The sequence below is a fragment of the Paramaledivibacter caminithermalis DSM 15212 genome (genome assembly GCF_900142245.1).
GTDB lineage: Bacteria > Bacillota > Clostridia > Peptostreptococcales > Caminicellaceae > Paramaledivibacter > Paramaledivibacter caminithermalis.
Map to the genome: position 1 here is coordinate 34,438 of NZ_FRAG01000012.1, position 20,211 is coordinate 54,648.

20 protein-coding genes are annotated in these 20,211 nt (G+C 31.2%); 18 read left to right on the forward strand and 2 right to left on the reverse strand.

Annotated elements, in window-relative coordinates; all coding sequences use genetic code 11:
* Positions 1 to 29 precede the first annotated feature (29 nt).
* The 7 genes from BUB36_RS06655 to BUB36_RS06685 all read left to right on the forward strand — a co-directional run bounded on the left by BUB36_RS06655 (position 30) and on the right by BUB36_RS06685 (position 6,288).
* Positions 30 to 293: an HPr family phosphocarrier protein gene (locus BUB36_RS06655; RefSeq protein WP_073148298.1), complete on the forward strand. Its 264-nt coding sequence runs from the start codon at positions 30 to 32 to the stop codon at positions 291 to 293.
* A gap of 45 nt (positions 294 to 338) precedes the next feature.
* The gene (locus BUB36_RS06660; RefSeq protein WP_073148300.1) at positions 339 to 1,319 is read left to right on the forward strand and encodes a type I phosphomannose isomerase catalytic subunit; all 981 of its coding nucleotides are present in this window, start codon (positions 339 to 341) and stop codon (positions 1,317 to 1,319) included.
* Positions 1,320 to 1,606: 287 nt separating this feature from the next.
* On the forward strand, positions 1,607 to 2,416 hold the full coding sequence (locus tag BUB36_RS06665; protein WP_073148302.1) for a TIGR00266 family protein: 810 nt from the start codon (positions 1,607 to 1,609) through the stop codon (positions 2,414 to 2,416).
* Positions 2,417 to 2,604: 188 nt separating this feature from the next.
* On the forward strand, positions 2,605 to 3,843 hold the full coding sequence (locus BUB36_RS06670; RefSeq protein ID WP_073148304.1) for an efflux RND transporter periplasmic adaptor subunit: 1,239 nt from the start codon (positions 2,605 to 2,607) through the stop codon (positions 3,841 to 3,843).
* 10 nt (positions 3,844 to 3,853) lie between these two features.
* A complete protein-coding gene (locus BUB36_RS06675) occupies positions 3,854 to 5,041 on the forward strand; it encodes an ABC transporter permease (protein ID WP_073148306.1) in 1,188 nt (395 codons plus the stop codon).
* 46 nt (positions 5,042 to 5,087) lie between these two features.
* Complete coding sequence (locus tag BUB36_RS06680) at positions 5,088 to 5,618, forward strand: hypothetical protein (protein WP_073148308.1); 531 nt, start codon at positions 5,088 to 5,090, stop codon at positions 5,616 to 5,618.
* Positions 5,611 to 6,288: an ABC transporter ATP-binding protein gene (locus BUB36_RS06685; RefSeq protein ID WP_073148310.1), complete on the forward strand. Its 678-nt coding sequence runs from the start codon at positions 5,611 to 5,613 to the stop codon at positions 6,286 to 6,288. The genes BUB36_RS06680 and BUB36_RS06685 overlap by 8 nt, the downstream gene beginning before the upstream one ends.
* A 197-nt stretch (positions 6,289 to 6,485) precedes the next feature.
* Here BUB36_RS06685 and BUB36_RS06690 read toward each other — a convergent pair whose 3' ends face one another.
* Both BUB36_RS06690 and BUB36_RS06695 read right to left on the reverse strand, forming a co-directional pair.
* Positions 6,486 to 7,934, reverse strand: coding sequence for a sensor histidine kinase (locus BUB36_RS06690; RefSeq protein WP_073148312.1), 1,449 nt, complete (start codon positions 7,932 to 7,934; stop codon positions 6,486 to 6,488).
* Positions 7,915 to 8,619, reverse strand: a complete 705-nt coding sequence (locus BUB36_RS06695) for a response regulator transcription factor (protein WP_073148314.1) — start codon at positions 8,617 to 8,619, stop codon at positions 7,915 to 7,917. Before BUB36_RS06695 ends, BUB36_RS06690 begins: the two co-directional genes overlap by 20 nt.
* Positions 8,620 to 8,861: 242 nt before the next feature.
* On the opposite strand from BUB36_RS06695, the gene BUB36_RS06700 reads away from it, so the two are divergent.
* From BUB36_RS06700 to BUB36_RS06745, 11 genes are all read left to right on the forward strand, one after another.
* Entirely contained in the window at positions 8,862 to 9,296 is a 435-nt protein-coding gene (locus BUB36_RS06700) for a MarR family winged helix-turn-helix transcriptional regulator (RefSeq protein WP_084111800.1), read from the forward strand.
* A gap of 296 nt (positions 9,297 to 9,592) precedes the next feature.
* Positions 9,593 to 10,990, forward strand: a complete 1,398-nt coding sequence (locus BUB36_RS06705) for an MATE family efflux transporter (RefSeq protein ID WP_073148316.1) — start codon at positions 9,593 to 9,595, stop codon at positions 10,988 to 10,990.
* Positions 10,991 to 11,139: 149 nt separating this feature from the next.
* Positions 11,140 to 12,060 (forward strand): CPBP family intramembrane glutamic endopeptidase, encoded by a 921-nt coding sequence (locus BUB36_RS06710; protein ID WP_073148318.1) that lies wholly within the window; start codon positions 11,140 to 11,142, stop codon positions 12,058 to 12,060.
* A gap of 85 nt (positions 12,061 to 12,145) precedes the next feature.
* Positions 12,146 to 13,465: an amidohydrolase gene (locus tag BUB36_RS06715; RefSeq protein WP_073148320.1), complete on the forward strand. Its 1,320-nt coding sequence runs from the start codon at positions 12,146 to 12,148 to the stop codon at positions 13,463 to 13,465.
* 276 nt (positions 13,466 to 13,741) lie between these two features.
* The gene (locus BUB36_RS06720) at positions 13,742 to 14,461 is read left to right on the forward strand and encodes a SanA/YdcF family protein (RefSeq protein WP_330390442.1); all 720 of its coding nucleotides are present in this window, start codon (positions 13,742 to 13,744) and stop codon (positions 14,459 to 14,461) included.
* 275 nt (positions 14,462 to 14,736) lie between these two features.
* Positions 14,737 to 14,898 (forward strand): hypothetical protein, encoded by a 162-nt coding sequence (locus BUB36_RS19645; RefSeq protein WP_165613045.1) that lies wholly within the window; start codon positions 14,737 to 14,739, stop codon positions 14,896 to 14,898.
* Positions 14,899 to 15,421: 523 nt separating this feature from the next.
* Complete coding sequence (gene argF / locus BUB36_RS06725) at positions 15,422 to 16,414, forward strand: ornithine carbamoyltransferase (RefSeq protein ID WP_073148322.1); 993 nt, start codon at positions 15,422 to 15,424, stop codon at positions 16,412 to 16,414.
* Positions 16,415 to 16,585: 171 nt separating this feature from the next.
* Entirely contained in the window at positions 16,586 to 17,515 is a 930-nt protein-coding gene (arcC, locus tag BUB36_RS06730; protein WP_073148324.1) for a carbamate kinase, read from the forward strand.
* 23 nt (positions 17,516 to 17,538) lie between these two features.
* A complete protein-coding gene (locus BUB36_RS06735) occupies positions 17,539 to 18,345 on the forward strand; it encodes a TrmB family transcriptional regulator (protein ID WP_073148326.1) in 807 nt (268 codons plus the stop codon).
* A gap of 521 nt (positions 18,346 to 18,866) precedes the next feature.
* On the forward strand, positions 18,867 to 19,805 hold the full coding sequence (locus BUB36_RS06740) for a glycosyltransferase family 2 protein (RefSeq protein ID WP_073148328.1): 939 nt from the start codon (positions 18,867 to 18,869) through the stop codon (positions 19,803 to 19,805).
* Entirely contained in the window at positions 19,744 to 20,211 is a 468-nt protein-coding gene (locus BUB36_RS06745) for a GtrA family protein (protein ID WP_084111804.1), read from the forward strand. The genes BUB36_RS06740 and BUB36_RS06745 overlap by 62 nt, the downstream gene beginning before the upstream one ends.

The window sequence follows — 20,211 nt, forward strand, 5'->3', positions numbered from 1 at the left end:
CTTGCAATAAAAAAACTAGGAGGGGTATAATGTATAAGTTTGAGACAAAATTAATGAATGAAACAGGACTACATGCAAGACCTGCAAGTCTGTTAGTAAAGGAAGCTGCTAATTATAAATGTAAAATATCTATTATTAAAGATGGAATTGAATATAATGGAAAAAGTATAATGGCAATATTAAGCATGGGTGCAGTGAAAGGGGATAAATTAATGATAATTACCCAAGGTGAGGATGAAAAAGAGGCGTTTGAGGGTCTAAAGGCACTGGCAAATAATAATTTTGGTGAATAAATAGAGGGATAATTTGCAGCTTTATAGTAGGAAGATGGTGAAAATATGTACCCGTTAAAATTCACAAATATATATTTCAATAAAATATGGGGTGGTAGAGATATTGAGTTATTCAGAGATAATTTACCAGAAGGATTGATAGGGGAGAGCTGGGATATAGCATGTCATCCTAATGGTACTAGTATCATAGCAAATGGAGAATTCAGAGGTATTAGATTAGATGAATTAATCCAGTTAAAGGGCAAAGAAATTATGGGCTACAAAATATCCAAGGAATTTTTTCCACTACTTATTAAAATTATAAATGCTAGAGATCGTCTATCAGTACAAGTCCATCCAGATGATGGATATGCAAAGGAAAAGGAAGGAGAAATGGGGAAAACTGAAATCTGGTATGTTATGGAAGCCGTTGAAGGAGCTAATCTAATCCTAGGCATGAAAAGCAAATGTTCTAAGGAAGAATTTAAAAAAGCTGTTGGAGCTAATACTTTGGATGAATATATGAATAAAGTTCCAGTAAAAAAGGGAGATATATACTTTGTTAAAAGTGGTTTGCTTCATGCTATAGGTGAGGGTGTTATAATAGTGGAAATACAACAAAATAGCGATACAACCTATAGGGTATATGATTATAATAGAGGAAGAGAACTTCATATAGATAAGGCTTTAGATGTTGTTGATCTAAGTTTGAAATCTGAAAAATGTACTGGAATAAAAGTAGAGAGAGAAGAATTTATTAAAACATATGTATGTTTAAATGAAAAATTTTCCTTAGAAATATATGATATAAAAGAAAGCATTACTGAAACAAGTGATAAAGAAAGATTTTATATATTCACATGTGTAGAAGGCAAGGGAGATATTATTTATAAAAATGGAAGTGAGACTATAGAAAAGGGAGAAAGTATATTAATTCCTGCAGTTTTAGGAGAATACAGCATCATGGGAAATATGAAGATATTAAAAAGCTATGTTCCAGATATAATGAAAGTCCAACAAGATATTTTAAATGAAATTAGAAAATGATATATAGCGATTTTATAAAAAGATAGGGTTAAAGAAAGACTTAACCCTATCTTTTTATAAAATTGTATAGAAAAATAAAATATAATTATTGATATGGTTCTATTGATATGAAATTTAGTCAATCATAAAATTTTTTTTATAGCTCATTACCATCTCCAAGTTCAATATAAGAAAATAAATAAAGGGAATTAGTTAATCTGATTTATTATTTTGATGCTATTTTAAGGATTTTTTAACAAATATTTGGTATAATTTTAATGAATATAAATTTTAGGAGGAAGATAGTTATGAGAAATGCACATGAAATTGATTTCAAACTATATGGAGATGACATGCAATTTGTTGAGATTGAGTTAGACCCTCAGGAAAGCGTAATAGCTGAGGCAGGAGCAATGATGTACATAGAGCAGGGTATACAGATGGAAACTATTTTTGGAGACGGATCGGGTAGAAATACTCAAGGTGGATTTATGGGTAAACTACTTGGTGCAGGTAAGAGGCTTATCACTGGAGAAAGTTTATTTATGACGGTTTTTACTAATATGGGAGCAGGAAAGAAACATGCATCATTTGCCGCTCCATATCCAGGTAAAATTATTCCTATGGATTTAAATATTTATGGTGGCAAGTTAATTTGCCAAAAGGATGCATTTTTGTGTGCTGCAAAGGGTGTTTCCATAGGAATAGAATTCCAAAAGAAAATTGGTACAGGATTCTTTGGAGGCGAAGGATTCATCATGCAGAAATTAGAAGGTGACGGGTTGGCATTTTTACATGCTGGTGGAACTATTATTGAGAAGGAGCTGGGGGCAGGTGAAATCCTTAGAGTTGATACAGGGTGTTTAGTAGCATTTACTAAGAATATAAATTATGATGTTGAATTTGTAGGAAATGTTAAAAGTGCATTCTTTGGGGGTGAGGGATTATTCTTTGCCACTGTTAGGGGACCAGGTAAAGTTTGGCTTCAATCCCTTCCATTCAGTAGATTAGCCGATAGAATATATTCTGCTGCACCTCAAACTGGAGGATCAAGAAGGGGTGAGGGAAGTGTACTTGATGTTTTAGGTGGACTCGGGAATTTAATTGATGGTGACTAGATTGTAAAAGTCAAAAAGCAAAATAGAAAAATATTGTAAATACATATGATTTTAGTGTCATATGTATTTTTTTGTGGATTTAAAATAGTATGTTGTAAATAATTATCTTCATATCACAGAAATATCACAATTGGACATTATAATTAAATTGGGTTCAAAAAACGCTGAAATAAAGGAGGTAAATTAGCTTGTTAAAATCTAATAAATTCATAAAAATAGTCATAATCCTTGGATTGGCATTAGGACTTAGTTTTGTTGGAGTAAAGTACATAAAGAAACCTGTAAAATCCTTAAGTGAAAATGGAGTAACAAAGGAAGAAAAAGTAAAAAGAGGAGACATTACTATAGGATTTGAAGGTGATGGAGAGGCAGAAATACCTGTAGTGAATTTGGATTTTGATATAAGCGGTAAACTGAAGGAGTTGTATGTACAGGAAGGTGAGCAAATAACTGAAGGGCAGCTTCTTGCTAGGCTAGATGATACTGAGTATGAAAAGAAACTGAAAACTGCACAAATTAATTATAAAAAAGCCCTTGCAAATTTAGCTCAGAAAGAAGAAAATAAAAGACTTAGTCTAATAAGTGAAAAGCAAAAACTAGATGAGTTAAAATCAAAGCTAGACCAAATAGAGGCAGAATATTTACCTATGGTAGAGATAAAAGAGGTTTATTCGAAGCAGGCAATAGATATGAGAAAAGCATCATATGATAGTGCTAAATCTGCCTACGAGACGCAATTGGAAAGATATGATATATTAGCGAACTCTGATAAGGATATACAGCTTGAAAAGGCAAATGTTGAGGCTTCAAAGCTCTCTTTAGAAATGGCAGAGGATGATTTTAATAGTACAATTTTAAAGTCTCCCATGGAAGGCAGAATATTAAATATATCCTATAAACCGGGGGAGACAATCTCAAGCATAAAAGAATCTGGTCAAGCAACTGCTGATACTACACATTTTATGGTTATTTCAGATTCAGGTAAAGTAGAAGTTGTTGTTCCAGTTTCAGAAATTGATTTATCTAAAGTAGAAGTAGATCAAAGTGTAGAAGTGGAATTTGAAGCATTTGAAGGGCAGATATTTACAGGTAAAGTTATTTATATAGATTCATTGCCTAAGATAGATAATAGTGGATTAGTTACTTTTGATGTAAGGATTGAGCTGGATAGCGGAATTGATAAAATTAAATCAGGTATGACATGTTCAGTGTCCTTTATAATTAGACAAAGAAAGAATGTTATCTATATATCTAACAAGGCAGTAAGTATGTTAGATAATAATCAAGTTGTAAAGGTAAAGGATGAAAATAATGATATTCAAATAAGAAAAATAAAAACAGGTCTTACCGATGGTAAATTTGTAGAAGTAATAAAAGGACTAGATGTAGGAGAGACAATAATTATTGAGGAAAAGAAAGTAGAGTAGGTGTATTGATATGAGTTTAGGTGAAATATTAAGGTCAATTTTTATTAATATTAGAGAAAATAAAACCAAGGTCTTCCTCACTACATTAGGTATTATTGTGGGATCTCTGACTATTGTTTTAGTAATGGCTATAGGTAATGGAAGTCAAGCCAGTGTAGAAGAGCAGTTTAAAAGATTAAACGTAGGTACTTTATATATAATGCCTGCCTTCGGTAGAAAAAAAGCAAGTTTAAAGTTAGGAATAGATGATATGGAAGCCATAGCAGAGGAAGTGGCTTCTATATCAAAGGTTAGTATGGTGATAAATGGAAATGCCAATATAAATTTCTATGGCAAATCCACATCATCTTTTGTGACTGGAGTTATGGCAGATTATAATGGGATAAATAATCTTGAGCTAGAATATGGAGAGTTTATAAGTGAAGACCATAGCAATGAAAGGTTTGCTGTTATTGGGTATGAATTAGCAAAACTATTATTTGAAGACGAAGAAATTTCAAATCCTGTTGGAGAAAAGATTATTATTAACGGAAAAAGATTCGAAATAATCGGGGTGTTAAAATATCTAGGAAACTCAGAAAGAGGATTTAACCCTGATGAAGGAGTCTTTATACCATATGAAGTTGCACAAAGGTACATAACAGGAAAGAATCCAGGACCTATGATTATGACCCTTGCTAAGGACATAAATCATATAGATTCGGCTATTGATGAGATTACCACAGTATTGCAAAAAAGATATGGAGATAAAAGTGATCAGTTTATGATTAGAGATGCAGGGAGTAGCCTTGAATCGGCAAGAAACTCTGCTAGAACCATGACACTTATGCTTTTATCGGTAGCTACTGTAGTACTTATTGTAGGTGGAATTGGCATAATGAATGTATTATTTGTATCAGTTAAGGAAAGAACAAAGGAGATTGGGATTTTAAAAGCAATTGGAGCTAGAAGAAAGGACATATTACGAATATTTCTCCTTGAAGCCATTATCATAAGTGCTATAGGAGGAATATTAGGAATAATACTAAGTATGGCTGCTATGCCTATCTTAAATTATTTCAATGTAAGAGCTATTAATACTATGTTCGGATATCTATTGGCTTTTGGTTTTTCTGTATTAATAGGTACATTTTTTGGCTATTACCCTGCGGCAAAGGCAGCGTCACTGAGACCTATTGATGCATTGAATTACGAATAGTAATGACGAATATTTTTATTAATTTTTAGAAGGAGTGTTAAAATAGATGCGAAATAAATATAAATTATTTATAGTATTTTTGAGTATAAGCCTATTATTTTCAGCATGTTCTAAGGTAAAAACAGAGGTTGAAAAAAATACTGAAAAAGAGAATATAGAGGTGGCAAATAAAGAAGGTGAGAAAAAATTTAGTAGGCCCGATATGTTTGGACGGGTAAAAAGCATTATCGGTAATGAAGTTGTTCTAGAATTAGCTGAAATGCCTCAGAGAGAGGGTAAGGGACAAGGCAGCAAAGATGAAGGAAAAAATGTTGGAGCTACAAAAGGTATTAATACTGATAATAAGTTGGGACAAAAACCACAAAGTGGAGCTGTAAAACGTGAGTTTAAATTAACTGGAGAAACAGCTACTATATTAATACCTGTAGGTGTTCCCATAACAACACGAAGTAGTGGAAAAATTAAAAATTTAGATATAGTAGATATCTATGAAGGCTCAATGTTGCAAATATGGACAGATAAAGATAAGAATATTAATAGAGTTATGATGATACAAGGAAGGCAAGCCTATGAATGATAATGTTATATATATGAAGGATATAGAAAAATCATATAAAATGGGAAAGAATAAATTAACTGTTTTAAAAGGAATATCTTTAGAAATAAAAAAAGGTGAGTTTGTAGCTGTACTAGGACCTTCTGGATCTGGAAAATCGACTCTTATGAATATAATAGGTTGCATTGATGTAGCGGATTCTGGTGAATATATTTTATCAGGGCAGAATATTAAAGCTAAAAATGAAGATGAACTAGCATATATTAGGAATAAGGAAATAGGATTTATCTTTCAGAAATTTAATTTGCTTTCCAAATATACTGCAGAGCATAATGTTGCTTTTCCCTTATTATTAAGGGGGATGAATAAAAGAGAGGCTCATCAAAAAGCTAGAAAAGTTCTAGAAAATGTTGGACTTGGAGATAGAATCAATCATAAGCCTTTAGAATTATCGGGGGGGCAGCAACAAAGAGTATCGATAGCTAGGGCATTGATTGGTGAACCTAATATTTTATTGGCTGATGAGCCGACGGGAGCATTGGACACAAAAACTGGTGCTGAAATACTTAATATGTTTGTAGAACTAAATAAGCAAGGGAATACTATTGTAATGATAACCCATGATTTAGAAGTAGCTAAGCATGCTGGTAGAATTATAAATGTTGTAGATGGGGAAATACTAGATAGATGATTATAGTCATCTTTGTAGTTACAAGTTCCATGTTCCAAGTTGCAGTTTTTTAGGTAGTCTCTCAAAAGTCTAAAAGTCAGTTGAAATCAAGCATTTTATTTTAATATTAAAATTAAATAGGAAAGTGTTTCTATGGCTTAAAAGAATGATCAAGATATTGGAACTTGCAACTTGGAACTTGCAACTAAAAAAGCACTTCAACTATTTTTGCTAATTTCAAACCAGACTTTAGTCCCCTTATTAACTTCACTTTCAATACCATATTTAAAATTATGAGCATCTAAAATATTTTTTACTATAGCCATTCCTAAACCAGTACCGCTACTATCCCTTTTTCTAGATTTATCAACTTTATAGAATCTATCCCATATATAAGGTAGATCTTCTTCTGGGATACCCTTCCCACTGTCAATAATTTCAACTTTGCAAATATTATTGATGCTGTTGACTCTAATATTAATTTGACTATTTTCATATGAATGATTTATTGCATTATTTATTATATTATAAAAAACTTGATATATCTTTTGTTTATCAGCATATATTAATGTTTTTTTATCATCGATTTGCAGATTTATATCAATACATTTCTGAAAAGCAAAAAATGAAAGCTTCTCTATTGTATTATTGATTATTTCTATTATTGGATATGATTCATAATTAATCTTTGAATAACCAGATTCCATTTTAGATAAATAGAGTATATCTTCAACCATGCTATTTAGTCTATTTGCTTCATCAATAATAATTTGTAGATATTCAGCATTACTCCTATTGTTTTCAGCAATATTATCCTTAATTAATTCAGAATAGGCTCTTATTAAACTAATTGGAGTTTTTAATTCATGGGATGTGTTTGCGATAAATTCACGTCTAAAATTTTCAATTTGTGCAAGCTGATGAGCCATATCGTTTATGGTGTTTCCCAATACACCTATTTCATCCTTTGAATTTAAATTTACATTGGCAGTAAAATCACCCTTTGCTATTCTTCTTGAAGTCTCAGTAATTTTAAGAATGGGTCTTGTAAAATGTTTAGCAAATAATAGTGCTAAAACAGTGCCTATAAATAAAGACACAATAGAAATAATTGATAGCTGCTTCTTCAAAATAGATGTTGCTTCTTGAATAGGAGCTAATGGGGATGTTATAAGTATATTAGCTATGATTTTACCGTTTTTGTTAATTGGAACTCCAACCATAATATATGGCCTGTTTGATTGTTTATAATCCTTTTTTAAAACAAAGGTTTTATCCTGAGAAAATTTTGTTTTGATTTCCCAATTATTATAAAAATCAAACATATTTTTTCTAAAACGTTCTATAAGAGATTTTTTATCCTTGAGAAATTCCTTAGGAACGTTATAAAATAGCATATTGCCATTGGAATCGATTATTGCAACTCTGGCATTGTAGGAATGTGACCAAGATTCAATTTCATCTATAACACTTTGGGGAACGACTTTATAATTATTAGATTCCAAAAAGAGAGCAGCCAATTTATTTCCTTCGTCTAACAATATATTCTTTCTTTCATTAATATAAAATTGATTTAATAATACTATTTGAAATAACCAGATTAATAAAAGCATTATTAATACTAGAGATGTAATACCTAGCCATGATTTACTTAAAAGACTTTTCATTATATTCTCCTACCTTAAATTTATATCCTGTTCCCCAAACTGTTTGTATATAACTTTTGTATTTACCTAGTTTTTCCCTAAGCTGTTTTACATGGGTATCTACCGTTCTTAAATCACCAATAAAATCATAACCCCAAACCTGATTCAATAATTGTTCTCTCGAATAAACGATTTCTGGGTTTCTAGAAAAAAAACTCAAAAGATCAAATTCTTTAGGTGTTAATGTCATTTCAGTATCTTCTAAAAATACCTGCATGGACTTAGTTTTAAACTTTAAAGCTCCTATTATTATAATGTCAGTGTCCAATTTATTATTAGCATTGCTTCTTTTTAAAACAGCCTTTATTCTTGCAACCATTTCCTTAGGACTGAAGGGCTTAGTTATGTAATCGTCGACTCCAAGTTCAAATCCAAAAAGCTTATCATATTCTTCACCTCTAGCTGTAAGCATTATTATGGGTACAGACGACTCATTACGAATTTTTCTACATACGCTCCATCCATCTATTTCTGGCATCATAATATCTAGTAGCACTAGGGAAAACTGAGTCATATCAAATTTTTCTAAAGCTTCCTTACCATCACATGCTTCATCTACAATAAAGCCTTCTTTTTCAAGATAGATTTTAATAACCCTACGCATTTTTTCTTCATCATCTACTATAAGAATTTTTATGTGTTGCATCTTTACTCACCTCAAAATATATTGTTAAGATTATAATAGCATAGAAAAATGAAAACAAATATTGTATATTAAAAAATTCATATTTTTATCATAAAAGCATCACAAACTCATCATATTTGATTTACTTATATTTCTATTGATTTTAAATTATATATATATTCTTTATTGACTGTTGATTTATATAAAAAAATGATATACTATTAATATAATACTTGGAAAATCCAAATAAATTAGGGGGCTTTATGATTACAGAAGATGATATTAGATTAATAGAAGGTGTTGCAATAAAAATCCGCAGGAAACTTGATGGATTGGAAAAAGATAAAGAATTGTGCGAGGAATTATGTAACTTAACAAAAAAGGAAAAACATACTATATTTGCGATATCTGACAAGGGTAACAAGACTATGGGAGAGATTGCAGAAAATTTAGGAGTAACAGTAAGTACTCCTACTACAACAATAAATAGATTGATAGAGAAGGGATATGTTTGCCGAGATATTGGGAAAGAAGATAGGAGGAAAGTATTGGTGAGTTTGACTGATGAAGGAAAAAAGCTCTATAAACAAATGCTTAATATGAGAATAAAGAATTTAGAAATAATATTTGAGACATTATCGGATATTGAGCTGGATATGTTTAGGAAGCTGATGAAAAAACTAAATAGTACCTTATAAATGGTTATTTTTATTTTTTTGATATAATACTTGGAAAATCCAAATATTTATTTTGTAGCCTAGAAATCTAAACATTTTTTGCAGGGAATTGCATGTTTAAATTTAAGCAAATTCAAGTAATAGAGAGTAAATAAAAACTATTACCAATAAAATTTCAGAATTAGGAATTAAGTTTTTTTAGGCTTGAAAGAATGACTTTAAAACTTGGAACATAGAACTTGTAACTAAAATGCGTCGAAGACGCTTTTGTACTTTTTTCGGGAAAAATCCCACTATAATGAGAGGATGAATAATTAATGAAACAAAATAAACATGAATATATTATAAAAGGGCCAATATTAGGTTCACTATTAAAGTTGGCATTACCTTTAATGGTGGGACAGCTGATTCAAACCCTTTATAATTTAGTTGATACACTTTGGGTAGGAAAACTTGGATCGGAAGCAGTGGCTGCTGTATCCATCAGTTTTCCCATTGTATTTTTAATGATTTCCTTAGCGGCTGGTTTAACCATCGCAGGAACTGCTCTTATTGCTCAAAACAAGGGTGCGGGAAATAATGATAAGGTAGATAGAATATTAGGACAGCTCTTTGGTTTTGTAGGGATGTTATCCATTATTTTGGCTTTGATAGGTTTTGTTTTTAGTAAACAATTTATTGTGTGGATGGGAGCACAGCCTCAAATAATTGATGATGCCTCTGGGTATCTAAGGATAATTTTTTCTGGGATTCCATTTATGTTTATTTTCTTTATATTTTCAGCATCCTTAAGGGGTATAGGAGATACAATGACACCTATGCTAATGACCTTATTTTCTGCTACTATAAATGTCATATTAGACCCTTTATTAATCTTTGGAATAGGATTTTTTCCTAAAATGGGAGTTCAAGGTGCTGCTTTAGCTACTATTATATCGAGGGCTATAGCAGCATTATATGGATTAGCAATTCTAATATCTGGAAAGAAGAATCTACACCTAAAGTTTAGATATCTTAAGCCAAATATAAAAATAATAAAAAAAGTAGTTATAATAGGAATTCCATCCTCGGTTCAGCAATCCATGTTGTCTATGGCACAGATATTGATGACTTCTATTGTGGCAAACTTTGGGACAACAACCTTAGCAGCATATGGAATAGGAAATAGAATAGTAAGTATTGCTTCTATGCTCGCAATGGGTATATCTACAGCTACGACGACCATGGTTGGGCAAAATATCGGTGCAGGGGAAAAGGATAGAGCTGAAAGGATATCCAAGGTCAGCATGGGCTTGACCTTCAGCTTATTAACATTTCTAGGGATAGTCATATTCATTGTTCCAGAGCAAATAGTTGGAGTTTTTAATAAAGAAGCTGAAGTCTTACTATATGGATCATCCTATATGAGAATTACTGCACTTTTCTTAGGAACTATGGGTGTCAGAATGGTGAATAATGGAACACTAAGGGGAGCAGGAAAAACAATAGCTACAATGATAATTTCTATTATGGCTTTTTGTGTTTTAAGGATTCCTTTATCATATATATTTGCATATTTCTTTAATTTGAATCAGACTGGTATATGGTGGGGAATTGCTGTATCCGACGGATTAAGTGCATTTATTAGTATTGCATGGCTTAAGCTGAGTAATTGGAGTAAAAATATACTTGTTGAAAAGAATGAAAGTAATAAGGATCATATAGATATAACGTAGAATATAGTAAGTGTGATTGTGAAATTTGATAAATAAATATATATTTTTTTGAAACCTATTAATTTTTTAGGATTTGTTATTTCCAAGTTGGAATAAAACTATTTACACTATAATAAATAAGTAGTATATGGGAAAGGAAGTGAATGATAATGGGAAAAGAAAACTCAGTATTATCTAAGGAAAACAGAATATTTTCTTTAACAAAGGAAAGTAGGTATTTACCTAATGCTTTTTTAGCCATTATAATTATTATAATAGTTTTATTTGGGATAGATTTAGTTTTATTCTTAACACCTCTAGGAAATATTGGAAGAAATATATCTGTTGAAGGATTAAAAGGGGAAGCCTTGTTTTTTTCCATAAATGGCTTAGGGGTACGCTTTGGAATGTATATACTAACTTTTTTTGCATGGGTAAAATTTATTGAAAAGAGACCTTTATATACAATGGGATTCGGTAAGGATAGTTTCTTTAAAAAATATTTTAGGGGATTTATTTTGGGATTCTTGATGATGGGGTTTTGTGTCATAGCTTTTACAGTGATGGGACTGGTAAGAATAGATGTTTCTAATCCTTCTATTAAAGGCTTTAATGCCCTTGGCAGTGTGTTTATTGTACTTATGGGATGGATGATACAAGGTGCTTCTGAGGAGATAATGATAAGAGGCTGGCTATTGCCTGTGATAGGGTCAAGGCATAATGTAGCCTTGGGAATTTTTATATCGTCTACATTATTTGGTGCTATGCATCTATTAAACGCCAACATAAATATTTTACCAATGTTAAATTTAATTTTATTTGGACTATTTGCAGCCTTATATGTAATATGGGAAGGCGGTATTTGGGGTATATGTGGGTTACATAGTGCATGGAATTGGACACAGGGAAATGTATTTGGAATAGAAGTAAGCGGAAATTTGCCAGCAGGAGGAATTTTAATAGATTTAGAAACTGCTCAAGGCTCTGAGCTGATTACGGGTGGATTATTTGGTATAGAAGGAGGAGTGGTTTGTAGTATAGTATTAGCTTTAGGAATTATCACACTAGTTTTTTTGATTAAGAGAAGATAAAAAAGAGCTAATTTAATAAGAATCAAAGGAGAAAGGGGGAACTGCTACGGATATATCTAATATATTTTTAGTAGCAGTAATTAAGATGGAGAAAGATATATGTAAGTTTATTGAAGCGATTAAAGAAAGGATTATATATTATAGAAGAGATTTCCATAAATATCCTGAGGTAGGTTGGACAGAATTTAGAACTGCATCAAAAATAGCAAGAAGACTAACAGAACTTGGTTTTGATGTAAAGCTTGGAAGGGATGTTTTAAAGGAGGAAGATAGAATGGGACTTCCTTCAGAAGAAGAACTGGATTTTCACTATAAGCGAGCCCTAGAGCAAGGAGCAGATAAAGAATTTATAAAGCCTTTGAAAGGTGGGTTTACTGGTGTAGTTGGGACTATGGATTTAGGAGATGGACCAGTATTAGCTTTAAGGTTTGATATTGATGCTTTAAAGATAAGAGAAAATAATGGAGAAAACCATGCTCCGTCAAGATTAGGGTTCTTATCAGTAAATAATGATATTATGCATGCCTGTGGGCATGATTGTCATGCAGCCATTGGATTAGGAGTTGCAGAAGTATTATCTAACTTTAAAGAAAAATTAGATGGATATGGGACGGTAAAATTAATCTTTCAACCTGCTGAAGAAGGGGTTAGAGGAGCTAAGGCAATGGTTGGAGCAGGTATTTTAGATGATGTTGATTATGTTATAGGTGGACATATTGGACTTGTTGCACAAGCAGGAACCCTTGTGTGTGGTGTAAATGGGTTTATGGCCACAACTAAATTTGATGTAAGCTTTAAAGGATTGGCAGCCCATGCAGGAGGTAATCCAAATAAAGGTAAAAATACCATGCTGGCGGCATGCACTTCTGTATTAAATTTACATTCTATACCAAGACATGGTAAAGGAGCTAGTAGAATTAATGTAGGGACATTGGTATCAGGAACTGATAGAAATATAATACCAGATAGTAGTATTATGAAGGTTGAAACAAGAGGTGAAACAACAGAAGTTAATGATTATTTGAGAAATTATGCTGTTAGAATTATTGAGAACGCTTCAAAAATGCATGATGTTGATTATGAAATCAAATACATGGGAGAGTCCATATGTGCAGCTAGTAGCCATGAATTAATAAACCGTGTAAAAAATATAGGAAGTAATTTGAAATGCTTTGATAATATAATCAATGTTTTTACAACTTCTGGAGGTAGCGAAGACTTCAATTTTATGATGGATAAAGTGCAAAAAAATGGTGGACAAGGAGTTTATTTTGCTATTGGAACAGATATAAAAGGAGGACATCACAATTCCCTGTTTGATATTAATGAAGAAGATATGCTAAAAGCCGTTAAGCTATTTAGTGTTCTTTGCGTGGATATATTAAATAATCATGATAAAAATTAGTGGGAGTGATAAGAAACGAGTATTAATAAAGCTAGGATTTTTATGAAAAGAAAATTATAACAAAATTATTAAGTTAGCACCACCGTTAATTATTACTAAAGAAGAAATAGATTGGGGTTTGGAAAAATTAAAGGAAGTATTGTGTGTTGCAGAGTCTTGCTTAGCATAGATATATAGAGACTTAATAAAGACACGTTAAGTCATTACTCCCTATCAATTTATGATAGGGAGTTTTTAACGTATATAAAATCATAATGTTAGCTCTTGACATCAGCTTTGTTTAGAAATATATTATTGATAAACAAGAGGATTAGAAAGGGATTAAAGACCGTGAATAAATTTATTAAAAGGGCTGTATGGATATTGTTTTTAGGTGGAATTCTAGGTTGTAGTTTAATTGCTATCATTAATTATCATGTAGTAAAGTATGCAGATCAATATATAGTTTCCATAGAAGATTGTCCTAAAAGTGAAGCTGCCCTGGTGCTGGGAGCTCTAGTTCACAGTAATGGAAGAGTTTCAGACATTTTGGCTGATAGATTAGATATAGGTATTGAGTTGTATAAAAAAGGCAAGGTAGCCAAGCTTCTATTAAGTGGAGACCATGGACAAAAAGACTACGATGAAGTAAATGCTATGAAAGCGTATGCTGTTTCAAATCAGGTAATTATTGGAGATATCTTTATGGATCATGCAGGCTTTAACACCTATGAAAGTATTTATAGAGCTAAAAACGTTTTTGCTGCAAAACAGATTATTATTGTGACTCAAAAGTATCATTTGTCTAGAGCAATCTATATTGCAAGAAAATTTGGATTAGAAGCCTATGGTGTTGCTTCAGATAAACATTATTATCCTAAAAAGGATATATATGAAGCTAGGGAAAGGCTGGCTAGATGTAAGGATTATGTATTGGTTAATTTTATAAAGCCAAAGCCAACATATTTAGGTGAAGTAATTGATTTATCTGGAGATGGAAAAGTAACCCATGATTAAAGAAAATCAAATCGAATTATTTCTGACTTAGGTAGGGATAAAATTTCCTGCCTGAGTCTCATTTTTTGCTTTATCTAAATAAATACCTTTATTTTAGAACTTAATGTCATTTAACTATAATAAAAAATTGTATTATAATAAGTATAGGATAGCTTAAAGAAAATTGTCATTATTAATTAAGAAATTAAACAAGTATGAATTTATTTGTCAAAATGTAAATATAACATACAAAAAATATATAAATAATATTATTAAGTGAAGGACAGGTGATTGCTATGACAAAGACTAAAGAACAAGCAGCACAGGACTTAAAAGAACTAGTGGTAACTATAGTAGAGTTATTAAAGAACAATAATGTAGGTATTGGAGTAACAAAGGATAAAAAATTTGTCTTAATCGACAGCGATACTGGTGTATGTATGGAGCTAGAAGAATAAAATGATTAAGCCCTTTTTATAAAATTAATAAAATACTCTATAAACTCCTTAAAAACGGGAGTTTTTCTATTAAAATTTACTAGAAAGCTCCTAGTGTTTGCAAATTGTAACTAAAAACGCTTTTATAATACATAATATGTAAAATATATAAGCAAAATAAATAAATATACAAATTTCTTAATTATTCATGAAATATTAACAGGAAAACGATTGACAAAATAAGTATGAAGTATTATACTCAAAGAGTAGTTAGTAACTACTTAGGTGGTAATTAAAAAAATAGACTTTTAGAAGAAAATGAGGTAAAGTCTCATATTATGCTTTGATAGAGGTTTCCAGAGGTTGTGGATGACCAAGATGTATGAGTATGTCCCTTGTTAGAGAAAGAATATAAATGGGTAATGGGTAATAGGTACAAGGATTTGTAGTAAAGCTTTTAAGCATTACTATTACATTGTTTACCAGTTACTCTTAGCCTATAAGCTATAAAAAATAAAAGAAAAAATGAAAGGGAGGAAAAAACATGCCAGTAAATTTAAAAGGAAGAAATTTCATAACATTAAAGGACTTTACACCACAGGAAATTAGGTACCTATTAGATTTATCAATGGATCTTAAGAGAAAGAAAAGAGCAGGCATCAAGGGAGACTTATTAGAAGGAAAGAATATAGTATTATTATTTGAAAAAACATCAACAAGAACAAGATGTGCATTTGAAGTAGCGGCCTTTGATGAGGGAGCACAGGTTACTTTCTTAAGCAATAGCCAAATGGGTAAGAAAGAGTCAATTGAAGACACTGCAAAGGTTCTTGGACGATTCTATGATGGTATTGAGTTTAGAGGTTTTAAGCAAGAAACAGTGGAGGATTTAGCAGCTCATGCTGGAGTACCTGTATGGAATGGACTTACTGATCTTTATCATCCAACACAAATTCTTGCCGATTTCCTAACCGTAATGGAGCATGTTAATAAGCCCCTTAACAAGGTTAAGTTTGTTTATGTAGGTGATGCAAGAAATAATATGGGTAATTCATTAATGATCGGTGCTGCTAAGATGGGCATGCATTTTGTTGGAGTAGCTCCAAAGGAATTATTCCCAGCTGAAGAATTAGTGGCTGAGATGAAGGAAGTAGCTAAGGAAACAGGAGCAGTAATAGAGTTTACTGAAAATATCGATCAAGGTGTTAAGGATGCTGATGTAATCTACACAGATGTTTGGGTATCAATGGGTGAAGAAGACCAGTTTGAAGAAAGAATAAAACTACTTAAGCCATATCAAGTAAATATGGATATGATTAATAAAACAGGAAATCCTGATGTAATCTTCTTACACTGCTTACCATCATTCCATGACACTAAGACAGTAATAGGGAAAGAAATCTATGAAAAGTTTGGATTAGAAGAAATGGAAGTAACAGATGAAGTATTTAGAAGTAAACATTCTGTAGTATTTGATGAAGCAGAAAACAGAATGCATACTATAAAAGCTGTAATGGTTGCAACTATAGGAAAATAATGTAGCTATTAGTTTGCAGTTTTAGAAGTTATTTTTAAGAAATCGGGCAATTGCTAGTTACTAGTATATTTCTTTTTAGGCTATTTTTTAGATTCCCCATGACATGAGAAACCAGACCTTAAAAATATGCTAGTGGCTGGCAATTATTATCTTTAAAAAGGAGGACAAAAAATGAGAATAGTAGTAGCATTAGGTGGAAATGCTCTTGGGAAAACACCTACACAACAATTAGAGTTAGTTAAGAATACTGCTAAACCAATAGTAGATTTAATAGAAAAAGGAAATGAAGTTATTATAGCCCATGGCAATGGTCCACAGGTAGGAATGATAAACTTAGCAATGGAAACAGCATCTAAAACTGAAGCTAAGACTCCAGAAATGCCTTTTCCTGAATGTGGGGCAATGAGTCAGGGATACATTGGATATCATCTTCAAAATGCTATTAGAGAAGAATTATTAAATAGAGGTGTAAGGAAGTCAGTTGCTACTGTTGTTACTCAGGTTGTAGTAGACAAGAATGATCCTGCATTTGAAAATCCAACGAAACCTATAGGAGCTTTTTATACAGAAGAAGAAGCAAAAAAATTAGCTGATGAAAAGGGCTATATAGTTAAAGAGGATGCAGGCAGAGGTTGGAGGAGAGTAGTACCATCTCCTATTCCTGTAGATGTTGCAGAAAAAGAAACTATTAAGACTTTGGTAGAAAATGGACATGTAGTTATTACAGTTGGCGGTGGTGGAATACCTGTTGTAGCAGAAGGAAACAGCTTAGTTGGAGTTCCAGCAGTTATAGATAAAGACTTTGCTAGTGAAAAAATTGCTGAAATATTGGATGCAGATTATTTAATAATTTTAACAGCAGTAGAGAAGGTTGCTATAAACTTTGGAAAGCCAAATCAAAGAGAATTAGATAAAATGACTGTAGCTGAAGCTGAAAAATATATTGAAGAGGGTCATTTTGCTCCTGGTTCAATGCTGCCAAAGGTTAAGGCAACAATGAAGTTTGCGGCTTCAAAGAAAGGTAGAAAAGCCCTTATAACTGCCCTTGAAAAAGCAGGCGAAGGAATTGAAGGGAAGACGGGTACTCTAGTAACTCAGTAAATATTTGGAAGGAATCAAAATAAATGGATGATGAAAAAATTATTGAGAAGATGATGGAAATAGGATTAAATAAATACGAAGCTAAAGCTTATCTATCTCTTCTTAAGAGACCTGATATAACAGCCTATGAATTAGCTAAGCTATGTGGGGTTCCACAAGCTAAGATCTATGAAACTATGTCTAAGCTTTTGGAAAAGAACCTAGTTAATATTATAAGTGATAATCCAGTTAAATATGTAGCCCTAGAATTTGATAGTTTTTTAGATACTTATAAAAAAAATGTTAATAAGACTGTGAGATATCTAAAGAATAACCTTAAAGAGGTCGAGTCATCTAATAAAGTTTCATATTTATTACATTTAGAAGGAATCGAAAATATAAACAATAAAATTAGGAATGTTTTGTCGAAGGCTAAAAAATTTGTATATTTAGAAGTATGGAATAAGGATTATGAATTCTTTAAAAAGGATTTAAAGCTTTTAGAAGAGAGAGGAGTAGAATTAGTTACTGTATTGTATGGAGAAGTAGAAGAAAAAATAGGGGAAATCTACTATCATGAAATGGATGATATGGAGCAAAATGTTCTAAAGCATGGTAGATGGCTTACCCTAGTATGCGATGGAAAGGAATCATTATTTGCGATATTTAACCTAAATAAGACACAAGCAATATGGACAGAAAATGAAGCCTTTATGTTAATGGCTGAATCCTTTGTAGTTCATGATATATATTTAGCGGAAATATATAAAGAATACAGAAAAGAACTTAATGAGAGATTTGGTCCAAATCTAAAGAAGATTAGAGAAAAAATGTGGATAGGACATATATAATATTTTAAAATTGTATATCTATAGATATTCCAGTAAAAGAGTTAATTTATAAACATCAAAAATCCTTAAAAACTCTGGATATTTTGATATGTATAAATTAAGTTTTACTATGGGAAATCTATAGATATTCCAGTAAAACAGTTAATTTATACACATCAAAAATCCTTAAAAACTCTGGATATTTTGATATGTATAAATTAAGTTTTACTATGGGAAATCTATATAGTAAAATATGAAATATGACGGGAACTTATACCTGTCATATTTTATTTTTTTACAAAAGAAATAGAATACTTTACAAAAATTATCAATAATATCTATTATTAAAAAAATATTGAAAATTTATTTAGAATATTGTATCATAATAATAAATCAGCTCATTATACTAACTTCTACTAATCTTACCAATTTTCACAAATTATTAATAACATAAGTAATAATCTAATCATTTAACTGGCAGATAATAATTATCTTTATATAATTCCAAAGGAGAATCTATAAAAAGGAGTATAACTTGATTTATGGGTAATAAAATATCTATTCTTATACCAGTATATAACGAAGAAAAAACTTTACATATGCTGTATGAAAGACTAAAACGGGTATCTGAAAAAATGGATTATGATTTTGAATTTTTATTTATAAATGATGGCAGTAAGGATCGTTCCCTTGATATAATGCGGGAACTTAGACAAAAAGATAGCCGTGTATCTTACCTTAATTTATCGAGAAATTATGGTAAAGAAATAGCAATGGCAGCAGGTTTTGACTATGTTGTAGGTGATGCTATAATCATAATGGATGCAGATTTACAGGATCCTCCTGAATTGATTCCAAGGATGGTTTCATACTGGGAGGAAGGCTACGATGATGTCTACGCAAAAAGAAGAAATAGAGCAGGTGAAAGTTGGTTTAAGAAAAAGACATCTTATTGGTTTTATAGAATACTAAAGAAGTTGTCTAAGATTGAGATTCAAGAAGATACTGGAGATTTTAGGCTTTTAAGCAGAAGAGCAGTTGAAGCCATAAAGAAAATAAAAGAACATCATAGATATACAAAAGGATTTTTTAGCTGGATAGGATTCAATAAGAAAGAAATATTATTCGATAGAGAACCAAGGGCTGCTGGTAAGACAAAATGGAATTATTATAAGCTCTTAGAACTTGCTGTAGAAGGAATTATTTCTTTTAGTGCTGCTCCCCTTAGGATTAGTACTGTTATAGGCTTTATGATAGCTATGTTTTCATTTATATATATGATATATGTGATAATGAAAACATTATTGTTTGGAGATCCAGTTGCGGGGTATCCATCTTTAGTAAGCCTAATATTGTTTCTTAGTGGTATTCAATTTATAATCTTAGGTGTTATAGGAGAATATTTGGGGAGAGTATTTAATGAAACAAAAAATAGACCGCTTTATTTTGCTGAAGAATACAATAATAAAAAAATTATGTAAAGATTATGATGTAAAAAAAATAAGTGTTTATCTATTATTTGGATTACTTACAACGCTGATAAATATTTCCATATATAGCTTGTGCATAAAAGTATCCATACCTTATTTAGTAAGTAATGCCATAGCTTTTATTATATCCATAATATTTGCTTATATAACTAACAAAAAATGGGTATTTAATAAGCAGAGAAAAAAAAGGTTGATTATAAATGAATTTACTAGCTTTTTATGTTGTAGGATTACTACTTTTCTTTTAGAAAGTGTCACATTATATTTGTTTATCTCAATAATGAAATTTAATAAATATGGAGTAAAGATATTAGTCAATACAATAGTTATAGTATTAAATTATATTCTAAGTGAATTTATTGTTTTTCAAAAAGAAAGGATTGAAAAAAAGGGTTGA

Excerpts from the sequence above, each read along its gene's own strand:
- BUB36_RS06675 (WP_073148306.1), top strand. The coding sequence starts at position 3,854 with ATGAGTTTAGGTGAAATATTAAGGTCAATTTTTATTAATATTAGAGAA.
- BUB36_RS06690 (WP_073148312.1), bottom strand. The coding sequence starts at position 7,934 with ATGAAAAGTCTTTTAAGTAAATCATGGCTAGGTATTACATCTCTAGTA.
- arcC (WP_073148324.1), top strand. The coding sequence starts at position 16,586 with ATGAGAATAGTAGTAGCATTAGGTGGAAATGCTCTTGGGAAAACACCT.
- BUB36_RS19645 (WP_165613045.1), top strand. The coding sequence starts at position 14,737 with ATGACAAAGACTAAAGAACAAGCAGCACAGGACTTAAAAGAACTAGTG.
- BUB36_RS06745 (WP_084111804.1), top strand. The coding sequence starts at position 19,744 with ATGAAACAAAAAATAGACCGCTTTATTTTGCTGAAGAATACAATAATA.
- argF (WP_073148322.1), top strand. The coding sequence starts at position 15,422 with ATGCCAGTAAATTTAAAAGGAAGAAATTTCATAACATTAAAGGACTTT.
- BUB36_RS06710 (WP_073148318.1), top strand. The coding sequence starts at position 11,140 with ATGGGAAAAGAAAACTCAGTATTATCTAAGGAAAACAGAATATTTTCT.
- BUB36_RS06665 (WP_073148302.1), top strand. The coding sequence starts at position 1,607 with ATGAGAAATGCACATGAAATTGATTTCAAACTATATGGAGATGACATG.
- BUB36_RS06695 (WP_073148314.1), bottom strand. The coding sequence starts at position 8,619 with ATGCAACACATAAAAATTCTTATAGTAGATGATGAAGAAAAAATGCGT.
- BUB36_RS06685 (WP_073148310.1), top strand. The coding sequence starts at position 5,611 with ATGAATGATAATGTTATATATATGAAGGATATAGAAAAATCATATAAA.
- BUB36_RS06740 (WP_073148328.1), top strand. The coding sequence starts at position 18,867 with ATGGGTAATAAAATATCTATTCTTATACCAGTATATAACGAAGAAAAA.
- BUB36_RS06700 (WP_084111800.1), top strand. The coding sequence starts at position 8,862 with ATGATTACAGAAGATGATATTAGATTAATAGAAGGTGTTGCAATAAAA.
- BUB36_RS06680 (WP_073148308.1), top strand. The coding sequence starts at position 5,088 with ATGCGAAATAAATATAAATTATTTATAGTATTTTTGAGTATAAGCCTA.
- BUB36_RS06660 (WP_073148300.1), top strand. The coding sequence starts at position 339 with ATGTACCCGTTAAAATTCACAAATATATATTTCAATAAAATATGGGGT.
- BUB36_RS06655 (WP_073148298.1), top strand. The coding sequence starts at position 30 with ATGTATAAGTTTGAGACAAAATTAATGAATGAAACAGGACTACATGCA.
- BUB36_RS06705 (WP_073148316.1), top strand. The coding sequence starts at position 9,593 with ATGAAACAAAATAAACATGAATATATTATAAAAGGGCCAATATTAGGT.
- BUB36_RS06735 (WP_073148326.1), top strand. The coding sequence starts at position 17,539 with ATGGATGATGAAAAAATTATTGAGAAGATGATGGAAATAGGATTAAAT.
- BUB36_RS06715 (WP_073148320.1), top strand. The coding sequence starts at position 12,146 with ATGGAGAAAGATATATGTAAGTTTATTGAAGCGATTAAAGAAAGGATT.